This window comes from Rhodohalobacter sp. (assembly GCF_034521535.1).
GTDB lineage: Bacteria > Bacteroidota > Rhodothermia > Balneolales > Balneolaceae > Rhodohalobacter.
Map to the genome: position 1 here is coordinate 234,427 of NZ_JAXHMF010000006.1, position 15,795 is coordinate 250,221.

The window sequence follows — 15,795 nt, forward strand, 5'->3', positions numbered from 1 at the left end:
AGGAGTCTGTGACGTCTAATTTGTTGAATTCCAGGTTGAATCTGCTTCAAAAGTCCGACCCATAGCCCGGAACTGTCTTACAAATCGTCGTTTACTCACACTTGGTGCAAACTGACCATACTCAAGCATAAACAATCGTTCTGTTTCTGGATCGTGATAAAAGAAGTTGACAAATGGCCCACCCATAAAATCGTTCGTCATTTTCCAGGTTCCGAGTGTTTCAAAGCCGGTAAGGCGACTGTCTAATTCCATCTCTTCAGTTATCACTGCACGCTGATCGCTATACTCGGTTGTTACATAAGATCCTTCTCTAGTCCCCTGTACATACTTTTGCAAAAGTGAATCACGAGTGGCGTTTATCCAATCCTCATCGATAATATCAGCAGAGGGGACATCATCCTTCCACCACGCCAGTAACCAGCGATCATTATCCGGCAGTGATCGCCTCCACACTTTTACATTGGTTGTATCAACCGTTTCGATATAATCATGCTGCATTCGTACTTTCCAACCGTGGTTTTCCCAAAGTGAGTCACTGATGGCTACCTGCTCACCTCTTCTGTAGATTTCCTCAGTTCTTCTTTCAAACTCACGATCCATCAAATGGTCAACCAGCGATTCTTCGGAATTTCTGATCTTCTCTGAAAGCTCCTCATCATCATTCGAAGTCAATATCAAAGTCCATTGGTCGCGAACCCATCTATCCTCAAGTGGAAATGCAAAACTTTCTCCGCTTCTTACCCTCTCTTCGATTTCATCACTCAATACAGCACGGATGAACGCGGCCACATTGGATTCGGAATCAATCGGAGCGGCAAAAATAAGATTTTTACTCTCTCGCAACTGATCCAATTCTTCGTTATTTCGAAAATCTTTGAAATTAAGTCTGTATGTCGGTTCGTAACTTGGCAGTGTTTCAATCGCCTTTCCGAAAGTCTCCTCAATAGCCAGCGCGGTTTCACTGTTCCATTTTGTCGAGTCCATTACAACAATCACCTCATCCACCTGTCCGAAAGACATTGGCCTGTAGTCTGATTCACAAGCAGAAACAATGAATAGGGTAAGAATTATGGGAATCAGAAATAGTTTAGAATTCATAGTCATCTGTAAGTTTAAATTTGATGGGTCAAATATTTCCAAATTTCAATTCTTTAACAAACTGAAAAACGGATTTTTGCCAATCTTCATTAGGGTAATTCTGCTCGATTGTATTAATCAGTGCACTTCCAACGATAAATCCGTCCAATTCTTTTGAAATAACCTGAGCATCACTGTAATTTTTTATACCAAATCCTACTAGCTTGGGTGTTTTCGTTACGTTTGTATTCACCCGGTCAATAAATCTGCTCACTGATTTGGCAACTTCATCTCCTTGTCGCGCTCCCGTAACTCCGGTAACGGATACACAGTAAACAAATCCTGAACTTACTTCATCCACTCTCCTCATTCGTTCATCTGTAGAATTTGGAGCAATCAAATAGATAAGATCAAGGCTGTTTTTCTCAGCTTCTTCCGAAATAATGGACGATTCTTCCAAAGGCGCGTCCGGTATAATCAATCCATCCACACCGCTTTCAGAGGCTTTTTTACAAAATTCTGCTACACCATATCTAAGTACAGGATTGATGTATCCCATCAAAATAATTGGGATTTGAGAGCTTTTCCGAACCTCTTGAACAATATCAAATATTTTGTTCATCGTAATCCCATTTTCAATAGCTTGAGTACTGGCCTTTTGGATGGTTGGCCCATCAGCCAGAGGATCACTGAACGGCATACCCAATTCAATGATATCAGCCCCGTTTTTTTCAAATCCGAGGATTAAATCAACAGTAGAATCAAGGTCCGGAAAACCGGCCGTAATAAACAACGACATAATTTTATCGTCATTCTCTCTTTTCTGAAATGTAGCTTCAATTCGTGAAATCGTTTTTTTCATCTGCAGGATGTTAGCTGAATTTTAAAATCAATGACTTGTTAATTAAATCGTTTATGCGAACCAGTCCGAAATAGTTTTCATGTCTTTATCACCTCTGCCTGAGAAGTTTACGACCACAATTTCATCTTTTTGAGTCGTAGGCATTAACGTGTCCAGATATGCCAGCGCGTGTGCGGTTTCAATAGCCGGAATTATACCTTCTTTCTCCGAAACCAATTTGACGGCATCCATCGCCTGCTGATCGGTAACCCCGTAGTAGTGAACTCGTTTAGTGTCGTGAAGGTGAGCATGTTCCGGCCCAATTCCCGGATAATCCAATCCGGCACTTACCGAGTGAGCCAACTGGATCTGCCCTTCATCGCTTTGAAGCAGATAACTTAGAGAGCCGTGCAAAACTCCGGGAGTTCCCTTGGTAATGGTGGCAGCAGTTTTGTCTGTGTCCGCACCTAAGCCGGCTGCTTCAATGCCGATCATTTTCACAAAATCGTCTTCAATAAAAGGATAGAAAAATCCTATTGCATTACTCCCACCTCCAACGCAGGCAATAAGATAGTCAGGTGACGAGCCTTCTGCTTTGATAAGCTGATTTTTAGTCTCTTCACCAATCACACGATGAAAATTCCGGGTCATCATTGGGTAGGGATGTGGACCCACAACAGAGCCGATGATGTAGAATGTATTTTCTACATTCGTTACCCAATCGCGGATCGCTTCATTTGTAGCATCCTTTAACGTTTTTGATCCGCTTACAACCGACCTGACTTCAGCTCCCAAAAGTCGCATACGCTCTACGTTCAATTTCTGGCGATGCATATCCTCTTCGCCCATATAGATTACGCAGTCGAACCCAAACTTGGCACAGGCGGTAGCCGTTGCCACCCCGTGTTGACCCGCACCGGTTTCCGCAATTATTCGGGTTTTACCCATTTTTCTTGCGAGCAAAAGCTGGCCGATAGCATTGTTGATCTTATGAGCTCCGGTATGGCACAGATCTTCACGTTTAAAGTAGATCTTTGCCTTGCCGTAATGCTCGGTAAGCCGATCCGCAAAAGTGAGTTTTGTTGGCCTTCCCACATACTCATTTAGCAAATCATGATACTCTTTTTGGAAAACCGGATCATCCAGGGTTTCCAGGTAAGCTTGCTCAAGCTCTTCAAGTGCAGGTATAAGGATTTCAGGGACAAACTTACCGCCAAATCGTCCAAAATAACCTGCTTTTGTTGGTGCTGTGTACTTCATGATTGAATCCGTAAATAATTTAAAACAATGGTAATCTGTTGTGTCTTTGCTGATATCACCTTTTGAAAGCAGGAAATTTAGAGTTCCTGTTCTTCCCAGATATCACGCATTTTATCAAAAAAGAGTTCAATTTTATCGAAATCTTTTAACCCTGGTGATTCCTCAAGTCCGCTGGATAGATCAACGGCATAAGGCTCGACGGCTTGAATCGCATCCTGGACATTTTTTGCATTCAGACCGCCTGACAAAAAGAACGGCTTGTCGTTTGAAATTTCTTCTAAAATCTTCCAATTGAACGTCTGTCCGGTTCCTCCCCATTCCGTATCACTTTTTGTATCAAAAAGCAGGTAGTCCACTTGATCCAGATACGGTTCAATAACACTTTCCAATTTCGCAGGATCCGTGTCTTTTTTGATATGAAAAGCCTTAATGATAGGTTTTTCAACCAAAGCACAGTAATCAGGAGACTCATTTCCATGAAGCTGCACGTAATCAATCCCGGTTTGCTTGGAAATGCTGTTCACATCATCCAGGGGCTGGTTCACAAAAACTCCTACTTTCCCCGGTCCTTCGAGCCAGTTAATAATCGCTCCCGCTTTTGCCGGTTCAATATATCTGGGGCTGTCGGGATAAAAGATGAATCCAAGGTAGTCGGCCAACGCACCGGAGACAAACCGGGCATCTTCGAGTGTAGTTAAACCGCAAATTTTTACTTTGGTTCTTTTTTCTGGTTCAGCAAACATTTTGTTTGATATGTATTAAATGAATATTCATTTCAGCTCTCAGTAGTCAAGCAGTTCTTTTAATGCATTACCGGGTATTTTTTGCTTCATAAAGTGCTCCCCAATAAGTGCCGCATGGATACCATTTTCTTGTAACTTCTGAAGATCTTCTTTTTTATGGATCCCGCTTTCAGATACTGTAACTACATGTTCGGGAGCCTGTTTTAAAAGATCAATTCCTCGATGAAGGTCGACTTCGAACGTTGCTAAATTACGATTATTGACTCCTAGAATCTCAATTTCTTTCCAATTGAGCGCCTCTACCTCTTCAGAATGATAACACTCTACCAGAGCCTGCATTTCAAATTCTTTTGCTGCGGCTAACAGCTCAGAAAGTTGATTTCCCTCGCAGATTGTAGCAATAAGTAAAATAGCATCAGCACCAAAAGCCCGCGCTTCCTTTACCTGATACGGATCGACAATAAAATCCTTTCTGAGAAGCGGAATCGGGCTTAAGCCGGAAATACTTTCCAGGTACTGAAGTGATCCCTGAAAAAATGGCTCATCTGTTAAAACGGAAATTGCCGCTGCACCTGATTCGATATATTGATCCGCAATTTTTACCGGATCAAAATCATTACGAATAACTCCTTTGGATGGCGATGCTTTCTTAATTTCAGCGATAATTGAAAGGGTTTTATCTTTACCTAAAGCGTCGGATAGCGATTTTCGAGGTTTTTCAAACTCCGGAAAGGATTCAAAATCCCTGAGCGAAACTTTCCGTTTCCTTTTGTTCAGATCTTCAATCGTTTTTTCGGTGATCTTATCAAGAATAGATGCCATATCAGGCCTGCGCCACTTTTTGAGATTCTTTGATAAACTGCTGCAGCTTGCGATTGGCTTCACCGGATTCAACACTTTTGATCGCCATCTCATTTGCGTCTTTCAGTGATTCTGCGGCACCCGCTGCGTGAATAGCAAAAGCGGCATTCAATGTTACAATATTGCGCTGTGCTTCGGTCGACTCACCCTGCATCACATCTTTGATGATTCCGGCATTAACTTTGGCATCCCCTCCAAGGAGTTCTTCAGCTTCAACGCGTTCATAACCCAATGATTTTGGATCGAACGTAATAGAACTGTTGGACAGATGTGATTTTAATTCAAATATTTCGCTTTGACCGGTCAAAGTAACTTCATCAAGGCCATCATGTGCATTAAGCGTGTATGCGCTCTTGGTATCCAAATTTGAAAGAATCTGTGCCATCTTAGCTGCAGCATCTTTACTGAAAGCACCTACAACCTGATTCTCTACATCCGCGGGATTCAACAGTGGTCCCAGCATATTGAAAAATGTTCTGAGTTTCATTGCTCTTCGGGCGGGCATCACATATTTCATGGCCGGATGAAAATTTGGAGCAAACATAAACACCATACCGGTTTCATTGTAGAGCATTTCAGACTTCTTTTTATCAAGGTTTGGCACAGCATTTAACTCTTCAAGCACGTCATAACTCCCGCTTTTACTCGATACGCTACGGTTGCCGTGTTTTAAAACTGGAACTCCCGCTCCGGCTACTACAAACATAGCGGCTGTGGAGATATTAAACGTCCCGGATTTATCACCTCCGGTACCGCATAAATCTACTGCACCTTTGGTATCCACTTCAACGGTAACAGATGCGTTTCGCATCACCTCTACAAATGCGGTCAGCTCTTCAACCGTTTCTCCTTTAACCCTCATCCCCATCAGAAAAGCTGCAACTTCAGAATCTGTTACATCACCGTTGAGAATATCAGTCATCGCAGATTTAGCTTCTTCAGGATGCAGATTCTCAAGGATAGAAATTTTCTCTAAATAGCTTGTAAATTCTTTGCTCAAAATAGATTAATTGATTTTTAACTGTTATCTGATACTTCAACTCAGTATCCAATTTTTAACAATTTTCGGTCCTTCTGTTGTTAAGATACTTTCGGGATGAAACTGGATACCTTCAATCGGATGTACTTTGTGACGTACTCCCATGATGACATGATCATCTGTTTCGGCCGTTACTTCCAGCTCATCAGGTATGGTTGTTGAATCTAATGCCAGAGAGTGATACCTCGTGGCTATAAAATGTTCGTCGACGTTATTAAAAACCGACTTACCATCGTGATTGATATTTGATGTTTTACCATGCATCAAACTTGGAGCATGAACTACTTTGGCACCAAACACATTGCCAATCGCCTGATGGCCCAGACATACTCCAAGGATTGGAATTTCTGACCCAAATTCACGAATAATTTCTTCTGTAATTCCTGCATTTTCGGGACGCCCGGGGCCCGGTGAAATCAAAATTTTGTCCGGATTCAGTTCACGTATTTCTTCCACCGTCATTACATCATTTCGAATCACTTTGTAATCATCCGTAACCGAAGCGACAATATGCACCAGGTTATAGGTAAACGAATCGTAATTGTCGATTATTAAAATCATATTTCTTTTGAGTGGTATGTATCGTCTCTTTGTATGAGCAGTTTAATAGCCATTAATAATCAAAGCTTCTGAATAAACCTGTAGCACTCCGAATCGGTTCCATCACCTGTTCAGCACGCTCCCTGGCTTTCTTTCCTCCATCGCGAAGCACATCGTGTACGTAGTCCATATCATTGGCGAGTTCGTTTCTTCTTTCTCTGGCTTCCGCAAAGTAGTTTTCTATCATACCAAGTAACTCTTTTTTTGCATGGCCGTATCCGTAGCCGCCCGCTCTGTACTTTTCAGCAATCTCTTTCTGTTTATCCTCTTCAGCAAAAAGTTTGATCAGCGAATAGACATTACAGGTATCCGGATCTTTGGGGTCCTCAAGTTCCGTAGAGTCTGTTTGAATAGCCATAACCCGATTTTTCAGGGCTTTACCCTCCGCAAATATATCAATGGTATTACCGTACGATTTACTCATTTTTCGCCCGTCAATACCCGGTACTGTAGCTACGCTTTTTACGATATACTCTTCGGGAATTTTCAAGAGTTCCTTGTCATATGCACGGTTAAGTTTTCCGGCCAGATCCCGGGAAATTTCAATATTCTGTTTCTGATCCTCTCCTACAGGAACCAGGTCAGAGTGATAGATCAAAATATCGGCGGCCTGTAGAATCGGGTAGGTGAACAGTCCGATATTCGGGCTCAATCCGTTTGCGATTTTGTCTTTGTAGGAAACTCCTTTTTCCATCATTGAAACGGGTGTCAATGTTCCCAGGATCCATGCCAGCTCTGTGGTTTGCGGTACATCAGATTGAGCAAAAAACGTACACTTCTTCGGGTCGAGCCCAAGAGCCAGATAGTCAAGAACCACATCCGTCGTATATTCTTTCAATAAATCACCATCGGTCAGAGAGGTTAAGGAGTGGTAGTTTGCCAAAAAGTAGAATGCGTCTCCCTCCTCCTGCATCTGAATATGCTGACGCATTGCGCCAAAATAATTTCCGATGTGAAGTTTTCCTGATGGCTGAATTCCTGATAAAATCGTTTTTTCTTTCGTCATCTTTTAGTTGTCAGTTATATCCAATTTCCGTTACGTAATTTCCAAAGCAACACTCAGAGCTTCGACAAGTGCTCCGGCCTTATTTTTAGTTTCTTCAAACTCTTTTTCCGGATCACTGTCTGCAACAATACCGGCACCGGCCTGAATAAAAACAGACTGATCTGTCACAACCATGGTCCGGATGGCAATACAAGTATCCATGTTGCCTGAAAAATCAAAATATCCTACGGCTCCGGCATATGGGCCGCGCTTTGTTGTTTCAAGTTCATCAATAATTTCCATCGCCCTGATCTTGGGCGCCCCGCTTACCGTACCGGCGGGAAAACACTGCATTAATGCATCTACAGAACTTTTATCATCCGCGAGTTCTCCAACCACATCCGATACAATGTGCATTACATGAGAGAAGCGCTCAATGGCCATATTTCTTTCCAGCTTTACCGTGCCCGCTTTGCAAACCCTGGAAAGATCATTTCGTCCTAAATCGACCAGCATGATATGCTCGGCTATCTCTTTGGGATCGTTTTTTAAATCTTCCTCAAGTTCAAGATCCTCTTCATGGGATTTCCCTCTCGGTCGGGTTCCTGCAATCGGCAGCAATCGGGCATTTCTGTCTGTAGTTCTGACCAATACCTCCGGTGAGGAACCAACCAGTGAAAATCCATCAAACTCAAGGAAAAAGAGGTACGGTGATGGATTTACCATTCGCAGTGCCCTGTAGAGAGTAAACTTATCTCCCTGAAATGGCACTTCAAATCGCTGAGAAAGGACAACCTGGAAAATATCCCCTTCAAAAATATACTCCTTCGCTCTTTTTACAATTTTATGAAAATGCGACTCACCAATGTTACTTTTCAGCTCTGATGTGTTGAGCTCAAACTCTCCGGGAACTGAGGGATGACGGTTCGCTTTCTTTTCCATCCGATCCAAAGCTGACTGACCCTTTTGATATAACTCTTTCAGATCAGAATCTTCATCCACAAAAAGTGTTTTCATTAAAATGATCTGCTGCTTCACGTGATCAAAAGCATATACCTCATCATAAAAAGCCCATATCGCTTCAGGCAGATCAAGATCATCTTCGGGGGCATTTGGAAGAGTTTCAACCTGTCTTACCGTATCATAGGATGAAAATCCGACCGCTCCGCCTGTCAACCTGGGAAGGTCCGGCAGATTTGGTTCACTGTGCTGCGTAGTTAACTGTTCCAACGCTGTAAAATAGTCCATTTCTAACCTATCGGCCTGACCGTCCGACTGCTTCAGTAGAACCTTAGATCCATCAAAAGAGAGAACCTGATACGGGTTACAACCTAAAAATGAGTATCTGGCCAAATGCTCTCCGCCTTCAACCGATTCAAACAGAAATGGATGTGTGGATCCTTCACGAATCGAAAGAAAAAGAGATACCGGGGTCAATATATCGGCCATCATTCGCCGATAAATCGGAATAGCCGTATAGTTTTTTGCTAACTCAGAAAAATGTTTAAAGTCCATAAAGTTTAAATAAAAAAACCCGCTTCCGTAATACGGCAGCGGGTTTATCAAATCTTTCTAAAACGTATTTACATCATAGTGATTCCACTGCCGAAATATTTCGAGCCGGCCACCACCAATTCATATGTACGTTTTGCTTATTCATACGGATAGAAACTATTGCTTGATCAGATGAAATGCAACAGAAATATTCGGGATATCGATATCGTCATTTGGACCTTGACGGACTGTCTTACTGATTCTGTTATTACCGAAGATTCTATCACAAAAAAAAGCCGACCTCAATAAATTGAAGCCGGCTTAGTCAAAATGATCTTTAGAATCAGTTATTAGCTTTTCTTGGTCACGAGTAGTACTACAAGACCAAGAATTACGGCAAGACTGATAAGAAACAGGATAAACATCAGGTTTGATGTTGGAGGAGCGTTTTCTCCCCATGTTCCCAGTTGTACATCAACTTCAGCCATTTGCGCTGTTGTAAGTACGTTACCCTCAATTAAGAGTTCGCCCCACTCACCTTTAACTGTGGAGTTCCAGTAGTTGGCAAAGTTGCGATATGCCTCGTAATCTTCTTCACTATTCGATTCAAGCGCAGCTTCAGCGGCATTACCAACATAAATTCCGATGGCATCAAAGAATGTATCAGAACTTGTAAACGATCCCAATTCGATACCATTCTGATTGAAAGATGTTGATAGCGCATTCCACAGTTTGTTATCAACGCTGGCTTGGTATGCAGCAAGCAAATCAGAAACTTCCTGACGTTCCTGAACCGGTGAATCCGGAGTAAACGTATTGGTTAACCGGTCTCCAATTCTGTTCCAGACATCAACAAAGTAGCCGTGCTGAGCTCTCATAGCCAGATAGTCTGCAGAAGAGAGATCAGAACTTTGATCCGCTGTACTTGTGTACTCTGAAATTATGGTTTTAAGAACTTCAACAGGATTGTCTTCCAGTCTTTCAGCTGCGTCAGAAATTTCAGACTGAGTGGATGCATCCATGGATTGATATTTCGTCATCAGATTTTCAAGAAATTCTGTAACGAATGCATCTCTCTGTTCGAGATTTTGTCTGTACTGGCGAATCAAGGCGGCTTGCCTTCTCTCGTTCGCAGAGGAACGATCCAGCTGTTGTTTCAGATCTGCCTGCTCTTCATCCAGGTTAGCCATTTGATTTCTGAACTGATCGAGTTCTTCCATCATCCCGCGAATGCGTTCATTCAGTTGCTCAATTACTGAGATATTTTGCTCTGATGCGGCATATCGACTTCTTAAGTCGCTAATATTCTCTGAAAATGTTTCAGGGTAAAGTGCTGCATCAATGATATCTGAGTATTCGGAATATTCTGCTTCAAGTCCATCAATATCAGCGTTTAAGCCTTCAAGATCTTCTGAACTAACTGCATTATCCACTCGATTTACGAGTTCTGAATATTCTGCTCTAAAGTCCTGCTGAATCTGATAGTCAGACTGCTGAGCAACAACAGTTGAACTAACAACGAATAAAAGAGCAGCTAATATAGAAAGTGATTGGTTGATTGTTTTCTTCATTGTATTAGTCTCTTAGTTTCGTCCTTCATGGTTCAGATTATAGGTATTTCCTGAAGCTCGATCTACAAGTTCGATGTAATTGTCTCGCTGATTAAAAGCCGGTTGCCCTAATCCTTGCCCTGTAATCTCGATTTTATTCTTCAGCTTAAGTTCGCCTTCATCTGTTTCAAAGACATAGACATTATTGAAACCCGCAGCAGTTACAAAGTAGTATCCTGCATTGTTGCGAATCAACCTGATCTGATCTACAGATGATGTACCTTCTTCTTCAAGAAGATTGGATACGTTGAATTTAATCGCATATCGCTGGTCGTGTACTTCGTTGTTTGAATCCGGACTCAGCACGCTTTCGATCGGCTGTGAGTAATCCACATTCTGGATAACTAACGAAGGTCCACAAGCTGCAGCGCCAAACAAGATAGCAACACACATTGCGAGTGTGGTAATTGTTGGTTTTGCCATAGTAGTTAGTTTATGATGTTTTAGTGATTATTGGTTATATATTCGAAAAATGCTTTTTTGTTTCTTAAACGCTTAAAATTGAATGAAATGGAACGGTTTGGTTCAAACTTTCACGGCCTTTCAGAAACTCAATCTCCATCACAAATGAATATCCGATAATATTGCCTCCTAACTTCTCTATCAAACGGGTTGCCGCCATTGCAGATCCGCCTGTTGCAACCAAATCATCGTGTATAAGAACGTTATCGCCCGGGTTTATGGAATCTTTATGTATTTCTAAAGTATCTGTTCCGTATTCAAGTTCATATTCTACCGAAACCGTTTCTGCCGGTAGTTTATTTGGTTTGCGGATTGGAATGAATCCCGCATGTAAATCCTGTGCCAAATTAGTTCCAAAAAGAAAACCGCGCGATTCCAAACCTGCTACATAGTCTATGCGAAAACCCCGAAACGGTTCAGCAAGTAATCTGGATGTAAGTTCTAAAAGATACTTATCATTTAAAAGCGGTGTAATATCTTTGTATATAATTCCTTCTTTAGGGAAATCTTTTACTGAACGGATATTTTCTTTCAGTATCTTTTTCAGGTCAATGTGTGTATCATCAAATGACATTCCTTAACAAATTCGCTATAAGTTAGTTACGAATAATCGTGAAGCACTAAACATAATATTTTTTGCTGCAAATGTTTAATGGAAAAGGCTCGAATCCCAAATTAAATCATGATTTATTTATGATGAAAGCATTCCATCTTGCTGAGAAAGCTTTTGATGAAGATGAAGTGCCCATTGGGGCTGTTGTTGTGTATGAAAATAGAATTGTTGGAAAAGGTTATAATCAGGTTGAGCGCTTGAATGACCCTACCGCACACGCAGAAATGATTGCCATTTCAGCCGCTTGTGATACACTCTCCACAAAATATCTTTCAGATTGTACTTTATATGTTACACTGGAACCCTGCGCAATGTGCAGTGGTGCAATTGTATGGTCAAAGTTAAAACGAGTTGTGTTTGGTGCACTTGATGAAAAGTCAGGCGGCTGTGGTTCGATATTCAATATAGCAGCCAATAAAAAATTAAATCATCAAACAGAAATTATACACGGTGTGATGGAAATGGATTGTGAATTTATTTTGAAGAGGTTTTTTGATACTAAGCGTTAACCCGGATTAATTCCTTTGAAAACGCTGCAAAAATCTCGACCACTTCACCAGCAGTCTTCTTCTGCCCCGTATGGTAGTTAATGGAATTCCGACCTTAAAAATTAGATAGATCAATAAAATCGTCACTACCAAAATCCAGATTGCGTAGTCCTGGTATACAGTGAGGTACCGAAGCATTGGCTGGCCAATCAATACGGTTAAACCAACCAAGAGAGGTGTCCATATCGCAACGGACAGTGCAAAATAGGTGAAGAATATTTTGAATTTTGAACGAAGCAGACCAGCCGAAAAATAGGTAGGAAACCGGGCACCCGGTATAAAGCGAGCTATAAATAGCAGTTCCATTCCATACATATCGTAAAGATTTTGTGCCCTGTCCAAATCTTCTTCTTTGATCATCCATTTAAAAGGCACTTTCTTCAAAATAGGACTACCCACCTTTTTCCCAAGCCAATAGATATTTGTATCTATAATAAGAATTCCCAAAAAACAGCTTAAAACCGCATAGATAAAAGGAAAAATACCGGCTGCCGTTAAAAGTCCTGCGGCGATCACAGATAGGTCTTCACTGAAAATTGTCAAAACCATAATGAGGATAAATATTGTGAAGAATGCCTTACCGCTCAACGCCTCAACATCTTCAGAATCGAACGGTTTCAAAGACTGTTCAATTCTCTGCTCGGTAGCTTCAGACCTGCTGACTCCCTCCCCTGATTCAACTTTACCTAAAAACTGTGAAATTTCTGAACTCCACTTATCATCAGCCAATATCTCTCTGTTTTGAATATCCTCCAGTAAAACCAATTTACTTTGTGGAATAACCCGATGCGTCTCTATTGCCGTGTATTTTGGCACATTTTGATCATCGGCATCGTGTAGTATCAAAACAGGCGGATCTATATCTTCAACAGTCTCTCGAAAATCACGCTGGTCCAGATATCTTATTGCATCAATATATTCCAGCGAAAATTTTTGAGAGTGATACCAGCCGAAATGAGGAAAAGCATATTTATAGAATGAAACAACCGGTCTTGCCAAACTATACAGTGACCGGTTAATGTGATGATTTCCCAAAAATCTTAACTCTTGTGCACCAATGGATCCTATCAGGGTTAAGCTTTTTATGCTGTCCAGTTCTGCTGCAGCTTGTATTGATAAAAATCCGCTATATCCATGACCGATCAGATGAAAGTCTCTGAAATTTTTCTCTTTAATAAATTCATGCAACACATTTAATTTGTGTTCTAAGGTAAATCTGTCACTTGTTGGGCCAACCTGAAATTCGGCAACTTCAGGAAGAATAATGTGAAATGAGTCCTGCAGGGATTCTGCAATGGGTAGAACAGCTTTTGATCGGTAATAGATATCCGGCAGAATGATCAGTTTTGGTTTCTCAAAATCCTCATCAGATCCCAGTTCATGATAAGTAATTTCAATCTGCTGATCTGAAATCTACAACTCAATACTTTTTTCAAACTTTCCGGGATGATCTACAGGCGGGAAAGCAATCTGGATAAACCACGATAACCCGAGTAACATTAAGTAAAATCCCAGGATGAAGAGTAGAATATTTCTGTTTTTTTTCTTCAACCTTCTTTAAATATTTACGGACTTTTCTTTAGATACTTTCAATTCTGAATTGTGTCTACTCTTTTGATGTAACGTTTTCACCTTTTTATATAGTTCTGCTGCAAGCTCTTTTCTGTCATCCTTGTGTAACGTTTCTTCACCAAACCATATGTGAGCTTTTGTGGATCGATTTCTCGCAAATTTAAAAAAGTGGCTTCCGAAAGTTTCATCGTTCCACCAGCAAACACTGTTTATAGCATCTTCATCTGTAGGCCCTGTCTCATACGTAATATATGCATAGTGAACCGGCATCCGACTTTTTGCCGGATGTTCCAAAATGGATGGTTTGAATGGAAGCAGCGATTCTCCACTTGATGTTGTTCCCTCCGGAAACAGAACAACTCCTTTGTATTCTGATATTTGATCGGCTACTGACTGGTTGACTCGTGCCACATCAGACTTACGCCTTCTGTCTATAAAAATAATTTCCAATGTTCTAGCCATTAAACCGATTACAGGCCAATTTTTGACTTCAGCTTTAGAAACAAAAGTGGTTTTTAAAGTGCTGAAGAAGATCATAATGTCCACGTAGCTCAAATGATTGCTAACAAGAAAAAAAGGCGGCTCAGGAATGGTTCCCTCAACTTCTACCTTAATGGATAAAATCTTGCACACAGATTTACCCCATAAATTCAGGCAATAGTTTCTTAAGACTCCTGTTTCTTGTCTGAACAATTTCAAAACTAAAAAACCAATAGCATAGCATCCGTAGAAAAAAAGTGTGGCTACAATTGTGAACAGTGTTTTTAAGAGAGACCTGATAAATTTCATAGAGCAAAAATAACTCTTTATAGACTAAAGAAAAGAATTAAGTGGCCGGTAAACGCTGCATTGAAAAACAATTTCTTCAAAAGGAGGATCTTATTTGTATTTTGTGACGTTATTAAAGCAAATAATAAAATACCTATTTCTGCATTAACGGTTCATGCTTTACAGTAAATCATTTTATAACAGTGAGGAAAAAGACTGGGTTGTTTTTGTCCATGGTGCAGGCGGCTCCTCTTCTATTTGGTTTCAGCAATTGAAAGCCTACAAGGATGAGTTTAATGTGCTCCTCGTCGATCTCCGCGGACATGGAAAGTCTAAAGAGATGAGTACGATGAAAAAGTACTATAAAGAGAAATATACCTTCCGAACCGTAAGTCACGATGTACTTGAAGTGTTAAAAGAGGAGAATATTGAAAAAGCACATTTCGTGGGAGTTTCCCTCGGCACTATCATCATCCGCTCAATAGCCGAAATAAAACCGGAAATTGTAAAGTCCGCCATTATGTGCGGAGCTATTACCAGACTGGATGTTCGCAGCAGAGTTTTAGTTTGGCTCGGTCACACGTTTAAAAAAGTAGTGCCTTTCATCTGGCTATACAAGCTTTTTGCCTGGGTAATCATGCCAAAAAAAAATCACGAGGAGTCAAGATCTCTGTTCGTGAAGGACGCCAAAAATCTGGCTCGAAAAGAGTTTTTAAAATGGTTCAGGCTAACGTATGAAGTCAACCCTCTGCTCAAGTATTTCAAAGAGAAAGAGATGGAAGCTCCCACCCTCTATGTTATGGGCGAAGAAGATCACATGTTTTTACCCCCCGTTCAAAAGATGATCAAGGACTTCAATCACAGTGAGCTGGTAGTTGTTGAAGGAAGCGGACACGTAGTAAACGTCGACAAACCGGATGAATTCAATCGCATTACTCTAAAGTATTTGAACCGTCAGTCCGATAAAGCACCTGCAAAGGAATCTGTTTAAATTAGCGTGGACTTAGAAAAGAACTACGTCAGATTGATTTTATTAAATGGATGTCCCCCTTTGAAAAATCTATCGTTTGCACATAAATCTATTTATAGATCATTGCAATAATAAATGATAAATGGCTTTTCGGAGATTCCTCTACTGCAACCCCGACAGAAAAAAGTAGTCAGGCTTTCCGGCGGGGATGACAGGCTACAAATTGAATATAGACAGTGTACGAATAGAAGTTTTTTGCAGCGGAGCTGCTTGCTTTCCGTCCCGGAGCAGAGCACCGTGACGAGAGAGAATATTTGAACCGTCGTCCGATTAAACACATGCCAAGGAATCT

The 15,795-nt window shown here is 41.1% G+C and carries 16 protein-coding genes; 2 read left to right on the forward strand and 14 right to left on the reverse strand.

Annotation, left to right across the window (positions count from 1 at the left end; all coding sequences use genetic code 11):
- Positions 1-15: 15 nt before the first annotated feature.
- From U5K35_RS13385 to U5K35_RS13440, 12 genes are all read right to left on the reverse strand, one after another.
- Positions 16-1,098: a DUF4837 family protein gene (locus U5K35_RS13385; protein ID WP_322571995.1), complete on the reverse strand. Its 1,083-nt coding sequence runs from the start codon at positions 1,096-1,098 to the stop codon at positions 16-18.
- 28 nt (positions 1,099-1,126) lie between these two features.
- On the reverse strand, positions 1,127-1,939 hold the full coding sequence (gene trpA, locus U5K35_RS13390; protein WP_322571996.1) for a tryptophan synthase subunit alpha: 813 nt from the start codon (positions 1,937-1,939) through the stop codon (positions 1,127-1,129).
- Between the two features lie 51 nt (positions 1,940-1,990).
- Entirely contained in the window at positions 1,991-3,178 is a 1,188-nt protein-coding gene (trpB, locus tag U5K35_RS13395) for a tryptophan synthase subunit beta (RefSeq protein WP_322571997.1), read from the reverse strand.
- A 77-nt stretch (positions 3,179-3,255) separates the two neighbouring features.
- Complete coding sequence (locus U5K35_RS13400; RefSeq protein ID WP_322571998.1) at positions 3,256-3,921, reverse strand: phosphoribosylanthranilate isomerase; 666 nt, start codon at positions 3,919-3,921, stop codon at positions 3,256-3,258.
- Between the two features lie 39 nt (positions 3,922-3,960).
- Complete coding sequence (gene trpC / locus U5K35_RS13405) at positions 3,961-4,743, reverse strand: indole-3-glycerol phosphate synthase TrpC (protein WP_322571999.1); 783 nt, start codon at positions 4,741-4,743, stop codon at positions 3,961-3,963.
- Position 4,744: 1 nt separating this feature from the next.
- Complete coding sequence (gene trpD, locus U5K35_RS13410; RefSeq protein WP_322572000.1) at positions 4,745-5,782, reverse strand: anthranilate phosphoribosyltransferase; 1,038 nt, start codon at positions 5,780-5,782, stop codon at positions 4,745-4,747.
- 36 nt (positions 5,783-5,818) lie between these two features.
- Positions 5,819-6,382, reverse strand: coding sequence for an aminodeoxychorismate/anthranilate synthase component II (locus U5K35_RS13415; RefSeq protein ID WP_322572001.1), 564 nt, complete (start codon positions 6,380-6,382; stop codon positions 5,819-5,821).
- Positions 6,383-6,434: 52 nt separating this feature from the next.
- Positions 6,435-7,427, reverse strand: coding sequence for a tryptophan--tRNA ligase (gene trpS, locus U5K35_RS13420; RefSeq protein ID WP_322572002.1), 993 nt, complete (start codon positions 7,425-7,427; stop codon positions 6,435-6,437).
- 30 nt (positions 7,428-7,457) lie between these two features.
- Positions 7,458-8,921: an anthranilate synthase component I gene (gene trpE, locus U5K35_RS13425; RefSeq protein WP_322572003.1), complete on the reverse strand. Its 1,464-nt coding sequence runs from the start codon at positions 8,919-8,921 to the stop codon at positions 7,458-7,460.
- A 329-nt stretch (positions 8,922-9,250) separates the two neighbouring features.
- Entirely contained in the window at positions 9,251-10,471 is a 1,221-nt protein-coding gene (locus U5K35_RS13430) for a hypothetical protein (RefSeq protein WP_322572004.1), read from the reverse strand.
- 12 nt (positions 10,472-10,483) lie between these two features.
- The gene (locus U5K35_RS13435) at positions 10,484-10,933 is read right to left on the reverse strand and encodes a hypothetical protein (RefSeq protein ID WP_322572005.1); all 450 of its coding nucleotides are present in this window, start codon (positions 10,931-10,933) and stop codon (positions 10,484-10,486) included.
- 64 nt (positions 10,934-10,997) lie between these two features.
- Positions 10,998-11,525, reverse strand: a complete 528-nt coding sequence (locus U5K35_RS13440; protein ID WP_416221650.1) for an adenine phosphoribosyltransferase — start codon at positions 11,523-11,525, stop codon at positions 10,998-11,000.
- A gap of 92 nt (positions 11,526-11,617) precedes the next feature.
- Here U5K35_RS13440 and tadA point away from each other — a divergent pair, with 92 nt between their 5' ends.
- Positions 11,618-12,094, forward strand: coding sequence for a tRNA adenosine(34) deaminase TadA (tadA, locus tag U5K35_RS13445; RefSeq protein ID WP_322572676.1), 477 nt, complete (start codon positions 11,618-11,620; stop codon positions 12,092-12,094).
- A 6-nt stretch (positions 12,095-12,100) separates the two neighbouring features.
- Here tadA and U5K35_RS13450 read toward each other — a convergent pair whose 3' ends face one another.
- Together U5K35_RS13450 and U5K35_RS13455 are read right to left on the reverse strand one after the other, a co-directional pair.
- Entirely contained in the window at positions 12,101-13,321 is a 1,221-nt protein-coding gene (locus tag U5K35_RS13450) for a VTT domain-containing protein (RefSeq protein WP_322572007.1), read from the reverse strand.
- A gap of 369 nt (positions 13,322-13,690) precedes the next feature.
- Positions 13,691-14,338, reverse strand: coding sequence for a lysophospholipid acyltransferase family protein (locus U5K35_RS13455; protein ID WP_322572008.1), 648 nt, complete (start codon positions 14,336-14,338; stop codon positions 13,691-13,693).
- A 310-nt stretch (positions 14,339-14,648) separates the two neighbouring features.
- Here U5K35_RS13455 and U5K35_RS13460 point away from each other — a divergent pair, with 310 nt between their 5' ends.
- Complete coding sequence (locus U5K35_RS13460) at positions 14,649-15,464, forward strand: alpha/beta hydrolase (protein WP_322572009.1); 816 nt, start codon at positions 14,649-14,651, stop codon at positions 15,462-15,464.
- Positions 15,465-15,795 lie beyond the last annotated feature (331 nt).